Origin of the sequence: Alcanivorax xiamenensis, from assembly GCF_009846745.1 — a bacterium.
GTDB classification, from domain to species: Bacteria; Pseudomonadota; Gammaproteobacteria; order Pseudomonadales; family Alcanivoracaceae; genus Alloalcanivorax; species Alloalcanivorax xiamenensis.
In genome coordinates, this window is sequence record NZ_AQPF01000075.1 from 1 (window position 1) to 11,756 (window position 11,756).

19 protein-coding genes are annotated in these 11,756 nt (G+C 54.7%); 2 read left to right on the forward strand and 17 right to left on the reverse strand.

Translation table 11 applies throughout. The annotated features are described in order from the left end of the window. The 13 genes from A6D6_RS20730 to A6D6_RS20790 form a co-directional block, all read right to left on the reverse strand. Positions 1 to 275 (reverse strand): hypothetical protein (locus A6D6_RS20730; RefSeq protein ID WP_159661749.1); only part of this gene is annotated, 275 nt, incomplete at its 3' end. 8 nt (positions 276 to 283) lie between these two features. Beyond that, positions 284 to 1,342 carry a zonular occludens toxin domain-containing protein gene (locus tag A6D6_RS20735; RefSeq protein WP_159661750.1) on the reverse strand — a complete coding sequence of 353 codons (1,059 nt, stop codon included), beginning with the start codon at positions 1,340 to 1,342 and terminating at the stop codon, positions 284 to 286. Next, a complete protein-coding gene (locus A6D6_RS20740; RefSeq protein ID WP_063139966.1) occupies positions 1,343 to 1,654 on the reverse strand; it encodes a DUF2523 family protein in 312 nt (103 codons plus the stop codon). A gap of 19 nt (positions 1,655 to 1,673) precedes the next feature. Next, a complete protein-coding gene (locus A6D6_RS20745; RefSeq protein ID WP_159661751.1) occupies positions 1,674 to 3,230 on the reverse strand; it encodes a virulence factor TspB C-terminal domain-related protein in 1,557 nt (518 codons plus the stop codon). A gap of 184 nt (positions 3,231 to 3,414) precedes the next feature. After that, positions 3,415 to 3,672: a major capsid protein gene (locus tag A6D6_RS20750; protein ID WP_159661752.1), complete on the reverse strand. Its 258-nt coding sequence runs from the start codon at positions 3,670 to 3,672 to the stop codon at positions 3,415 to 3,417. Between the two features lie 46 nt (positions 3,673 to 3,718). Continuing rightward, positions 3,719 to 3,934, reverse strand: coding sequence for a hypothetical protein (locus tag A6D6_RS20755; RefSeq protein WP_159661753.1), 216 nt, complete (start codon positions 3,932 to 3,934; stop codon positions 3,719 to 3,721). Positions 3,935 to 3,949: 15 nt separating this feature from the next. Beyond that, positions 3,950 to 4,285, reverse strand: coding sequence for a hypothetical protein (locus tag A6D6_RS20760; protein ID WP_159661754.1), 336 nt, complete (start codon positions 4,283 to 4,285; stop codon positions 3,950 to 3,952). Beyond that, positions 4,275 to 4,637 (reverse strand): hypothetical protein, encoded by a 363-nt coding sequence (locus A6D6_RS20765; protein WP_159661755.1) that lies wholly within the window; start codon positions 4,635 to 4,637, stop codon positions 4,275 to 4,277. Before A6D6_RS20765 ends, A6D6_RS20760 begins: the two co-directional genes overlap by 11 nt. Then, positions 4,621 to 4,866, reverse strand: coding sequence for a hypothetical protein (locus A6D6_RS20770; RefSeq protein WP_159661756.1), 246 nt, complete (start codon positions 4,864 to 4,866; stop codon positions 4,621 to 4,623). Before A6D6_RS20770 ends, A6D6_RS20765 begins: the two co-directional genes overlap by 17 nt. Before the next feature lie 193 nt (positions 4,867 to 5,059). Next, positions 5,060 to 5,242, reverse strand: coding sequence for a hypothetical protein (locus tag A6D6_RS20775; protein ID WP_159661757.1), 183 nt, complete (start codon positions 5,240 to 5,242; stop codon positions 5,060 to 5,062). Positions 5,243 to 5,615: 373 nt separating this feature from the next. Then, positions 5,616 to 5,909 (reverse strand): hypothetical protein, encoded by a 294-nt coding sequence (locus A6D6_RS20780; protein WP_159661758.1) that lies wholly within the window; start codon positions 5,907 to 5,909, stop codon positions 5,616 to 5,618. Beyond that, entirely contained in the window at positions 5,906 to 6,103 is a 198-nt protein-coding gene (locus tag A6D6_RS20785; protein WP_159661759.1) for a hypothetical protein, read from the reverse strand. Before A6D6_RS20785 ends, A6D6_RS20780 begins: the two co-directional genes overlap by 4 nt. Next, complete coding sequence (locus tag A6D6_RS20790) at positions 6,100 to 6,309, reverse strand: hypothetical protein (RefSeq protein WP_063139977.1); 210 nt, start codon at positions 6,307 to 6,309, stop codon at positions 6,100 to 6,102. The genes A6D6_RS20785 and A6D6_RS20790 overlap by 4 nt, the downstream gene beginning before the upstream one ends. A gap of 484 nt (positions 6,310 to 6,793) precedes the next feature. Here A6D6_RS20790 and A6D6_RS20795 point away from each other — a divergent pair, with 484 nt between their 5' ends. Beyond that, entirely contained in the window at positions 6,794 to 7,099 is a 306-nt protein-coding gene (locus A6D6_RS20795; protein WP_159661760.1) for a hypothetical protein, read from the forward strand. 12 nt (positions 7,100 to 7,111) lie between these two features. Further along, the gene (locus A6D6_RS20800) at positions 7,112 to 7,300 is read left to right on the forward strand and encodes a hypothetical protein (protein ID WP_159661761.1); all 189 of its coding nucleotides are present in this window, start codon (positions 7,112 to 7,114) and stop codon (positions 7,298 to 7,300) included. A gap of 159 nt (positions 7,301 to 7,459) precedes the next feature. Here A6D6_RS20800 and A6D6_RS20805 read toward each other — a convergent pair whose 3' ends face one another. The 4 genes from A6D6_RS20805 to A6D6_RS20820 all read right to left on the reverse strand — a co-directional run bounded on the left by A6D6_RS20805 (position 7,460) and on the right by A6D6_RS20820 (position 11,009). After that, complete coding sequence (locus tag A6D6_RS20805; protein WP_159661762.1) at positions 7,460 to 7,690, reverse strand: hypothetical protein; 231 nt, start codon at positions 7,688 to 7,690, stop codon at positions 7,460 to 7,462. Between the two features lie 421 nt (positions 7,691 to 8,111). Continuing rightward, positions 8,112 to 9,182: a DNA cytosine methyltransferase gene (locus A6D6_RS20810; RefSeq protein ID WP_159661763.1), complete on the reverse strand. Its 1,071-nt coding sequence runs from the start codon at positions 9,180 to 9,182 to the stop codon at positions 8,112 to 8,114. Continuing rightward, the gene (locus A6D6_RS20815) at positions 9,172 to 9,894 is read right to left on the reverse strand and encodes an MAE_28990/MAE_18760 family HEPN-like nuclease (RefSeq protein ID WP_159661764.1); all 723 of its coding nucleotides are present in this window, start codon (positions 9,892 to 9,894) and stop codon (positions 9,172 to 9,174) included. Before A6D6_RS20815 ends, A6D6_RS20810 begins: the two co-directional genes overlap by 11 nt. After that, the gene (locus tag A6D6_RS20820; RefSeq protein WP_159661765.1) at positions 9,891 to 11,009 is read right to left on the reverse strand and encodes a DUF262 domain-containing protein; all 1,119 of its coding nucleotides are present in this window, start codon (positions 11,007 to 11,009) and stop codon (positions 9,891 to 9,893) included. The genes A6D6_RS20815 and A6D6_RS20820 overlap by 4 nt, the downstream gene beginning before the upstream one ends. Between the last annotated feature and the right edge of the window lie 747 nt (positions 11,010 to 11,756).

Below are 11,756 nucleotides of genomic sequence, written 5' to 3' on the forward strand. Positions count from 1 at the left end.
CCGCCAGATGGCACGCCCGAGGCGCCCTCATCCCGCCGTGGCGCGCCGCGCCCTTTGCCGATAGACGGCACTTCCGAGCCTTCCACCCGCTCGACGACGACAACGTCATGCCCTAGGGCCAGTTCCTGGACGGCGGCCCACGCTTCTGACTCCGGAAATAGCCTGGCTTCCGGGGGCACCACCGTGTACCACTCACCGCTGTTGCACTCGTGCGCTTGATCAGCCAGCCACAGGCATTCGCCGAACTCGCTCCGATATCCGACGCGATAGTCCATCCGCCCTCCTAATCCTCTGTTGGGTCATATTTTCCTGGCTGTTCCGCTTTACGGGACGGTTCCCGACCCAGCGACGCCAGATGATTGAAGACGCCATCTTTAAGCGCCTTGAGGCACAGGGCGTGCGGCATGTCGGCGATGCGGGTGCCCTGCTGGGTGTAACACCGGCAATCGCTCTGATCGTTCTCGAAGGCCATGCAGCCATGAATGACTGGGGCGGTGGTGGGCTGGCGCGCGATGTCGTTATAAAGGGGCGCGGTGTAGGGCAGGCCGGGAATGTCCGGTGTCACCAAGTCAGACCAGGCGGCTGGTACCGCCGCCACGTACCGGCCAATCCCGCTTGCCGGGTTGCCTGTAGGGGCCGTGGCGGGCATCGACTGTTCCGCCACGGGACCTTCCCCGGTGATGACGCTGGTGTCGTCACTGATGCCCAGTCCGGTCACGAACCGGTACACGAAGAACACCACCAGGCAGGCCAGCAGCCCGACGATGTAGACCAGCTTGGGTAACCGGAATTTGTGGGTGTGGATCTCCGCGCTCTTGTAGAGGTGCCACACCCGTTTAGGCAGCTTCTTTTTCTTCTGGATGCAGGACGCCAGGTCGGTGCGGCTGGCCGGGTTCACATAGCCGGACCCCGAGTGGTACTCGATAACGAAGGGGGCGCCGAAGGGCCGGGAGTAGTGGAATTGTTCGTTGCAGATCTTCCGGGCGTGGGTATCGAGTAAGGACGGGTCCTGGCTGATGAAGATAATGTCCCAGCCGTGATGCCGGTGGGTCTCCAGGGCGGTCAATCCGCCCGGCACCGGCTTGCTGGAGGGGCGCACTGGCCAGATTTGCTGTGCTTCGTCCACCAACAGCACGGCCCCGTCCGGCAGGTGCTCGGGCCAGTTCTCGGTCTCACTGTCGGTGAGTTCGTGCCATTCCACCGCCAGATCCCGGATGCCCCGGTAGTAGACGGGGCGGCGGGTCTCACTGCCCTCCACGGCAAAGCGTTTGTCGTGGAGCACAAAATCAATGGCGTGGCTGGTTTTGCCACAGCCCGGCTTGCCGGTAATCAGCCAGAACATTTATCCGTCTCCCCCCATACCAAAACCAAAGCGCTTATAGGCGCCATACAGCGTTTTCATGCTGATCACGCCCACATAGGCGGAAATCACCAGGCTGAAGAACACGTCAAAACCGGCCAGGGTGATCAGCGACGCCACGTCCCCGGCGACGCCGCCGAAGTGGCTGGTGACCTTGTTCAGCAGGGCGTTAATACCGGACTGCACCCCGGTCAGAGAAATGACACCGATCCCCAGGGCCAGCAGTACCCGGCTGGTGAGCGGGCCGATGATTTGGGCCAGAAAAACCGCAATAGGCGCGAGAAACGCGGGCATGGCAGCACTCCATCCGTTGTCAGTTATCGGAGAAACGTTCCAGGACGATCAGCGCGGCCACTAGCCAGCCGAGGGCTTGCACCAGGGGATTGATAGTGGTGGCCAGTTTGCACAGGAAGGTCATCGGGATGGTGAGGGTGCCGAACCGGCCCAAGTCCACTTTCAGATCGGACGGGCAGGAGGCCGAGCCGCCCAGGCCCGCGCCGCTGTCGTCCAGGTCGGACAGCCGGTCGCTGATATCGATTTCCTGCTCGCGGACGGTGTTTTTTTCGCTGTCGGTCAGCAGGCTATCCCCGGCCAAGTACTCGTCCGTGCCTTCTGTATCCTCTTTCCAGAGCTTGTCACGGCAGTTGAGATACCAGGTGTGCAGCACGATGGCACACTGAACGCCGTCTTGGTCATCGGTGCACTCCGGGGCTTCCTGTCCATCGACGTTGCAAGTACCGGAACCGATGCCATCGCTTCCGCCGTCTCCGTCTCCGTCTCCGTCGCCTTGGTCACCGTCACCATCGCCTTTCCCATCACCATCGCCACCGGAGTCACCGCCGCCACCATTGCCGCCGCCGTTGTCTCCCCCTCCATTATCGCCGCCGTTATCGCCATCCCCGTCGCCATCATTGCCACCACCGCCATCACCGCCGCAGTGCCAGCCGCAGCCGGGCCCCCAATGGCCATCATCACCGGCGTTACAATAAGAACTGCCGTTCCAGCCGCCGTTTTCGTCGCAGTAGACCTCTGGCTCATCGGGCTCCTCTGGCTCTTCTGGATCTTCGGGATCTTCGGGATCTTCGGGATCATCGGGGCCACCCGGGTCGGTGGGATCGTCCGGATCGCTGTCGTCCTCACCCGGCATCCGGCAATAGCGCACCCCGTCCACCACAACTTCATTCGGACAGTCACCGGCTGGGGTTGCGCAGTACCGGTTTAACCCGGAATCGTGATAGCAGCCTTCGGCATCGGTGTAGTCGTCAAAAGGGCGATCCGAGGCGCCGTCGGACTCGTCGCAGTATTCGCCGGTGCTGATGTAGTCCGCCCGGCAGCCTTTCAGGGAACCGTCGTCGTTGTAAACACAGATCCGTTTCGTCGGATCCTGGAACTGGCAGCTTTGATAACAGACCGAGCCCAATCGGCTGGTGGTGTTTAAAGGTTTGGACTCGCCTTGCGGGATATCACACTCAGTCCGAACAGGGGGGTAACACGCGCCGGTAAAGGGGTAATCCCATTCCCATGGTCCAAGGTCATAATCAAGCTTGTCGGCAAAATAGCGCGCCTCAGAAGCCGGGTCACAGTGATCGAAATAGTAAACATTCAGGGCACGGTCCCTGACACAAATACGATTGTTGGTCGATTCCGGCCCAATCTCCCGAGCCACGTTCAGACACTCACGGTTCCCGGCATCCGTATAAGGAAACGTTTTTCGAGTCGGGTCCGTGTGGGGTTTGCTGACATCGGGATACCCGCTTCGCGGTAGCTGAGCTTGAGCCGGGTTGAACAGGACCGTTACTCCCATCAATACGACGCTCATCACCAGCAACAGCGGCACCGCCTTACCACCTGTGCCCAGCCGATCACTCATGATTGAAACAGCATGTACATGGCGGACAGGCTGACGCATAAGTAAAGCCACGGCCCTATATCCCACTCGGTTCCCATGGTGCGGTCCTCTTTTTTGCTTTTCAGAATGACCCGTTACCCGGCTCACTCTGAAAAGCAAAGCGCCGACATTGAAAAGGGGCCCGAAGGCCCCGGTGGTGGTGGAGTTAGCGCACGGCGCGGCGCAGCAAGAAGAACGCCAGGATCAGCCCCAGGAACGAAATGACCGCGAGGCCAATCTCGGTGGCGCTGCCTTGGTTGTCGTTGATCTCCTGCGTGACACCGCTGACATCAATAGCCGCGTGCGCGGTGGTGGTGCCGAGCGCGGCGGCACCGGCGATACCGCCGCTGATCAGACCGGTGCGGCCCACGCGGACCAGAGTGGCACCGCCCCCACGGCGGTGTTTTTGCATTGCGCGTTTCATAGCACATTCCTTCTTTCAGATGGTTTAGGGTTTGTCGTACCGGCGCCTAGTCGGTATTGGTCTTGATGTACCAAGCCAGCGTCCGCAGGCACCACACCGTGGCGTACAGACCCGCCACGGCGCCGAGGATGGCGTTGGCCTCCCCGTAGGTGAGCGCCGGTAACCCGAAGGGGCCAACGCTCGCCATTTCCAGTGTGCCCAGGCAATACACCGCGCCGTCCGGCGCCTGTTGCCATTGCCCGCTGCACACAATCATTTCCATTTTTTAAGCAGCCCGTTACTTGCTGTCGGCCTTGGCCGTACCGGTGGTCTTAGTGGCTTGAGAGGCCGGGGGCGTGGCTTTCGGCACCACGCCGATCAGGTAAGGCTGGCTTTTGCCGCCGCCGGCTTTTTTGAGTTGGGCGATGAAATGCACGTCCTCGCCGGGTTGGAAGTCGGCGGCGATCTGGTCAAAGACGGCGGGCTCGGCGCCCATCTTGGTGACTTCGTAGCCCCGGCAATCGTTCGCGGCATCGCCCACGGGCATTTGCCCGGTGTGGACGGAACAGAAGGTGCGGCCTTCAATGTTCATTCGGTTGATACCGAGGACAGTGAGGGTCATTTCAAATTGCATGGTGTCGATCTCCAGTGGTTAGGTGTTGACGCCCGTTGTCGGGGGCGGTGTGCTTTGGTGGTGGTGTTGAACATCGGGCATCGTTCGCCAGGGCCGTCAGCCCAAGGTCGTGCAGGATGGCGCGGGCATCGGTGATGGGGCCTCGAGCCTGGCGGCACAGGTGGCGGGCCTGGCGTTCGTCCTTGGCGAAGCCGATAAAGCGCCAGGGGGCGTACAGGTGCCGGGGTTTCTCGCCGGGGTGCCAGAGACGTTCCGCGACGAACAGGCCAGGGCGTAGGCGGCGGGTGCGATACAGGCCGCACTCACTCCGGCTTTCCGGTGTGGGGGCGCTGGCGTTACGGTGAAACCGCATGGGGCTTCCCCTGCCGGGCCAGGGCTAGGATGTCCTGGCAAAAGCGTTCGTGTTCCGGGCCGGTAATCAGGTCGCGCCAGAACAGGGCGCTGATGTAGCCCAGGCAGCGCGCCTTGGCGGCGAACACCATTTCCATCACCCACTGCTTGCTGACTGCGTTTTCCAGGTCGTGTAAGGCGCCAAGCAGGGGCTTTTCATCGTGTTGTTGTGCCCATTCCTTTACGTGCATGGTTAACCCCCAATCAAAAAAGCCGTGTGCGTCCCCAGGGGGGACCGGGCTCTATTCACTAAGTCAGCCGTGCGGGTCATCGGAGATGGCCCACAGGGCGGACCAAGTTCACCGGTACGCGGTACCGGCCTGCCGGTAACGATCCCTCGCACCTCCGGGCCAAGGCCCTCCGCGCTCCGCTTGGCAACACCCTTCAATCCACGAAGGGATCTTCGAAATCGTCGTCATCGTCATAGCCACGTTCGTTGCTGTCGCCGGTGTCGCCATGCTCCGGCGCATCGAAGCAGCCGTAACAAACGTTCTCTTCTTCGGACATCATGGAATCCGGGAAAAAATCACCGCACTCCTCACACAAAAAACGGCCCCAACGGCTCATAAGCGGACCTCAAGCAGAAAAGAAGAAAGGCGCCGACAAGTCGGCAAAGGCGCTGTTCTTGACGGGCAAAACTGCTCTCTCGGAATCAGGATCAAGAGCGGGGGGCTGACCCGCTCCGTCACCGTCCCCCTCGATCCGGTGCGAACGGTGCGGCATGGATTAGCAGGCGCAAGGCCAAGCGCGAGCGTCGCTAGGGCGAGCCTTGCGCCTGCTAATCCATACCGCCCCAAGAGTTCGCGATCGAGGATGACGGTGACGGAGCGGGACAGCGGGGCGGCCCGTGGGGCGGTGCCCAGGACGGCAAAAGCGGCGGCCTGGCGGTCAGAAACGATAGGTGTGGGAGTAGGGCGGCGCGGCACCATCGCAGATGTACTCATAGCACCCCCTGAAACAAGGACAGTTGCGGGGAGCGGTTGCGGGCGGCGCCGTAAACAAAGGCTTTGGCGGCGTCGGCGCGGTCAGCGGGGAACTCGGCGTAATCCACAACGCCCACAGCATTACGAGCGTGGACACGGAGCGTTTCTCCGGTTGAAACGATGATGCCGAGGAGGCGAATACCGGCCCGGCGCAGCAGGGAGATTTGAGCGATGCTCAGGGAAACAGCCTTGTCGGCTATGCGTTGATAGCGGTAGCGGCGGCCCCGGCGTTTGTAGGTGGCGCAAATCACAGGAACACCCTCACCCAGTAGTCCACAGCGCAGGAGCAGGCTTTAACCGGATCGTCGAAGGTCTTTTCCACCTGGAAAGTGCGTTCACCGTCGAACAGACCTTCCACCTTGACTACGGTTTGGCCGCTGTCCCGGTCATGGGTGGTGGTGCAGATCAATTGCCGCTGGCGGTGTTTACTGGCGCGCTTGCTCATACCTCGCTCTCCCGCAACTGCTCGACCAGCAGAACGACATTGATCATGCGGCGGCGACCGACCTTTACCGTCGGCAGATAGCCTTTATCCACCCAGCCCCGGACCACATCCGGTTCCTGCCGGATCCACTCCGCAAACTCGCTCCAGGCCATCATCGGCGGCCACTCCGGCCGGTTGCTGATGGCGTCCCCCAATTCCGGTATCATCACTGTGTACCACTCTATCGTTTGTATATTACAAGTGTAGATTACATAAACAATTCTGGAGCGTAAAGTACGGCTGTATATTACATCTATACTTTATTGGAATAATGGACGAAAGAATTAGAACCCTTATTGATCTGATTGGTATTGATGAACTGGTGCGGCAAACCGATATCGGGAGCACCAGATGGCGGACTGTGCGTTACGACAAACGCACAAGAATCAGCACCAAGGAAGTGTCCGCACTACTGTCCGTTAAGCCTGAATACGCACTTTGGTTGTCAACGGGTGATATCGCACCCGAAGCAGGGCAGACCAGCCCGGACTATGACGAAGCAAACGCGACGCTTAAGCAACGAGGAGAGGGATAAAGCTTACGCAGAGAGCCGCTAAAGCCTGGTTCAAGAAAAGGGGGGAATAACAACAAGACGAGCTGGGTCACGTTTGCAGGAGCGCAAACTTAAACCACACAAAAGGGGGGAAGTGCATGAGATGCACAATCATATCTACTGTCTTCATTGCCGGTCTGATCCACGCTGTAAGTAATACCGCTTGGGCGGATAGTGGATTGGAATACCGGATCGCTAAGTACAAACCCATCTGTAGTGACTACGAGCGCGCAAAACGCTACGCGGAGTGCCACAAACCACCAGGCAGCTACAAACACGCCTACGAAATGACCGGCAAGGCCCGTGACCGTGCATTGGCGCAAGGTCGAAAGCTGATCAACATGCGTAAAGGCACGGATCGCGCCTTGGACAGCCGCGGTAAGCGCCGCCGTGTATACCGCTAAAGGGAGTGATGTATGACCGCAAAGGAAAAGGTCGCAGCGCTGGTGAAAACGCTTCCCGACGATGTGTCGCTAGAGGAGATTCGCTCCCGGGTTGCTGCCCTGGCGAAGATCGAGAAAGGCCATATGGGTCTCGAAAACGAAGCTGAAGCAGAGCCAAGCGCTGGTAAGCAACTGGATAGTAGCCAAGAACCTCCCTCATAGAGGTACTGACTATTCCGAACCGGGCCGCCGGGTGTTTGAGTAAGCCAGATAAATAGGGGAGCGGTTTGTCTTGGAAGGCCGCCTAGTCCATCAAGTATCTGGTTCTAACGTCGCTTTGGCGGTGCCCCTGGGTCGGTGTCAACTTGAATCGGGGGGAGATCAATGGAGTGTCTTGATCTTCTCCCGATCTGAGTAAAACAAGTCCCGCCACATAATGGAATGAAAGCGCCCCAAGCGGCTAAGCAGCTTGGCCTGTTCCACATAGGGAGGGGTGTCTTTGCCGGTATCTAAAACGCGATTGACCGCGAAGAACAAGGCTTGTATGTAGTTTAGATGTTCTACGGCGAGATCAAGAGTATCCCGTAGTTCCTTGGCTGGCTCTTCCGTCATGTCATGTCCTCGTAGTGAGGCCTCCGAACATGGAGGCGGACTGCGTGCAGGTTGGCAGACCGACCGAAGGGCGGCAGCCCCGAAGGGCTCCCACACGCAGCCGCCACAACGTGAATACGTCATGGACGGGTCTTCGGTTCGGGCTGCCAAACCCGGCTGGTGAATTTGCACCAGCGGGAGGACGTTGCAGATAAGGAAAGAAAATGTCAATCAAAAAATTTTTGAGAGTATTTTGACAATGTTAGAAAGAAAGCGTAAGGGCAGCTCACAACTAAGAGAAAAGTGAGAACTCCTCCCGTTGGTTGAAAAATTTATTCGATTAAATGGGGTTTTAGCTCTAGAAAAGCCATCTCTTCAGGCGGAGAGAAAGATTAATAGGCTTGAAAAGCGTTATCCGTATCATTAGCCATGGTAATCAGTGTTAGTGATTCGCACCAATCTCGCTAGCGCGTCGGTTTTCTGCAACATGGTTAACCAAGACTTCACCGATAAATTCCCCGAGAGAAACGGGAACAGCGTTCCCGATCAAGCGCCCAAGAGTACTAAAAGTACCAGACTCACCCTCTGGAACGAAAACGTATTCCCTAGGAAAGCCCTGAAGCATTGCTGCCTCCCTCAAACTTATTGCACGATCTTGCTCTGGGTGTCCAAACCTGCCGTTCCCGTATCCGAAGCACTGGGTCGTTATTGTCGGAGAAGGCTCATCCCATTGCATTCGGCCGTAAACAGAGGGGAAAGTGGCTCCACTCTCTCTCATATGACACCCGGAAATCAGACTGTCTGGCCAGTCTCTCCACGTGCCACCAGGCTTAGAGGCTCTAATGCGATCTAAATTTGTTTTGCTCAGCGAAGCGGCCATATGAAGCGAATCATCAGGGTGGGTCATCCCTGCCGAAATAGGAGGCAGATCGCCGATAGCATCCCTAACAGTACGCATTGGACGATTAGACAAAGGTATGTTGATTGCACCCAAAGAAGAGGCTACTAAAACTAGCCTTTTCCGGCTCTGGGGCAAACCTATGGATCTACAGTCTACGACTGAATAGTCGACAGCATACCCACTATTAACAAGATCAGTGATGAAGTCCTTGAATATTTTTTGCTTTTCCAGAGGCGGAACATTTTCCATTGTAACTAGTGTTGGACGAACCTGTAATACCAATTTTGAAAAAGCAGATAGCAAGCCCCAGTCCTTATGGGGCTTTTCTCTCTTCGCGGATCTGGAATAGGTGGAAAATGGCTGGCAAGGTGCGCAACCTGCCATCAAAGTAATCTTTGAAGAGCCGAAAGCAGATTTGATATCACTAGACTTCAAGGTCGCCACGTCAGCTTCGACAAAGTTTACACCATTGTTTTTTTTCAGGGGGAATTGACACGCCGGATCGAGGTCAACACCCATTGTAACCTTAATTCCAGAATTCAAGAGCCCTCTTGTGAGGCCTCCCACTCCACAGAAAAGATCCACAGCAACAATGGCATCTTCACTCTGCATCAACAGCCTCCGCTTCAGATAAGTAATCGCCTCTGTGCAGATACGAAGAGAAACATTTTACGACAGCTTCTAAATAAGGGAAAATTCGCTCTGACAAACGATGCAATTCCTCAAGCGTCAAGTCCCTAACACCATCTTCAAACGTAATCACTCCATGAGCTATATCGTTTCGGCGCGAAGCCAGATACTTAAAAGCAGAGGTGTCGTTCCTATATGCTCTCTCATATGCTGCACGACGGATCTTGGGCGGCAATTCTAACCCACAGCCTAGCCGGTTTGCGACCTTTTTTATCGCTTCATCATCCCAGCTGCCTGGCTCTCCTTTTACAACAAACTCGGGTAGGCTTTCGCCAGAGACGAGAATGACGCCGACATCTGTTAACCTCGTTAATACACGGTCACTAATGTTACCTTCGCCACTCCAAATTTCTGATCTTATCCATTCTTTGAGAACGTTTGCCTTCCATTTCCCTGGAGCTTGATTAACGACATTTCGGCCGACTTCCTGCAAAACTCTTGTCATGACCGCTTCAACAATATTATAAAGATGTATGAGGAGGCCTGACTTCAGTGTATTGATGTGTCTAACTTCAACCTGAGTTTCTCCTTCATCGGTAGCCCTGTCTACCCGTTCCTCTAGCATTCTTGCGATGGAATAGTGGCGTGAAAACTCTTCCTCTCGTTCTTTTAAATAATCTAAAATTATTTTCATTGTTGAAGCAGCCAGTCTCTTGTTAATATGATTCGTCCCAATAGCTTGCTTTTAACATTGGCGGCATCCGACTTTGTTACCTTTAGAAAATCGTCTGAATTTATTAGCGGGGAGATGTTGGGGACCCGCTGAAAGATGGTCGGATCTTTTCTTAGGGCTAATGCTGAGCCAATAGCAATTGATTCAAATCTAACTCTTGGTACTTGTTTTCCAGAGGCTGACTTTGTGAATCCAAAAGGAGATGTCTGGCGCACAAAGTCCAGAACGTGAAGAAATTCTTCAGAAAGATTTTCTCTTATTTTTGACTGTCCTGAGGTATCTATTTCTTCCTGGATTGTTTTATTCATGGATTCCGTGAAGTTGAAATAAAATCTCCTGGGGTCATCTTTATATCCTGGAATGTCGCCCGCACCAAGTCCTTCTCCTTGATCAAAGCTTTCTAAATAAGCAAAGAATCTGGTGACGAGTTCCTCCCGCTCTCTTTTATTGGCTAATGAGGTGCTAACTGGGGTGAGTTCAACAAACTGGTCAGACCCTGCGAGCTCTATAATTAAATCCATGAACGGCCCAGGAAGGCTGCCACGTCTAATTTCTGCGTCATTGGCAATTGTCCCGCCTGTATTAATTCTTGCAAACATCTCGGTGCGAGTAATGGCATCCGTCGAATTATCCAAAATGATGACTCGAATTGGCGTTTCTGCGAACTTTAGCTGGCGCGCATGCGGTAAATCTGAATATTTAAGCCCATTAGCTGCTGGAATCGTTTCCAGGCCCTTCAGGTAGAACTCATCTTCCATGAAGCCTTTGACAGTTCTAATTCTTTGGGATCCGTCGACGATCTCCATGCGACCGTTATCGTCCTGCCAGAAGAAGACAAAGGGAATAGGAAGGCCCATAAAAATTGATTCAATGAATTTTGATTGTTTTTCCAGAGTCCATATTAGTTCTCTTTGGTATTCAGGAACATAATATCTTTCGCTGTTAAATTTTTGAACAATAAACTCAAAGGAGTATTCCGTAACTGCGAATTTAACAGCGCGTGAATATTCTCTAATCTGACTCTCTGCCTCTCTTACCTGAGCAGAGTTTGGTGTTTTTCGTTTTTTTCTGGCCATCAATTATTAACCGCCCAATGAATGATGAATGTTCGCCTAGAAAGGCACCAAGTGAAAAAGTTCTCCGGTCAGAGGTCTTTTTCAAGAAAGTCCATTTTTATTTTAATAAAATAATTCCTTTGTTGTTATAAAGCATCTGACCGAGACATCAAAGATTGTCAGATGCCGATCAGTAAAAGTCTTTATGTCTCTTCTCTCCGGAATATTGACTTTAACTCATCTAAGTGTCTAGAGCTTGAAAATGGCCTGTTTGCCCGAACTATGATTTCTGGTGACTTCCTTCCTATAGCTTGCGCTATCCTTAGCAGGGGGCTTTCTGTATTAGGCCGTTGCGCTGTCATGTACGGTTACTAGTTGCTCATCAATCTGAATAGTAGGACCCGGCGATGATTCGGGTTGGTTGCTTATATTTTGAGCAAGCTTTCGGATCGCCGATGCGGGCGATCTCGTTGCCCTCAAAGTCTGTTGTAACCGACGCGCAGGTCGTCGTGTCGCAAGGCCCCATTTTGCCGCCAAGGCAACTAAAGAGGCTGACATACCATATCTTGATTGGTTGCTTTTTAATCACTCTGAACGTGGGTGGAGAGCATATCAAAGAGTCGACGAAGTGACGATGATATCCCTTCTTAGTGTGGAGGCATGAGCTTTTCAATTTAGGAAAAGTCTTTATAAACAAGGAACTATGGATTATTGAGAATTAGAGAGCTAACTTGAAAGAGGTTCGAATCCTCCCGTCCCGACCAAACG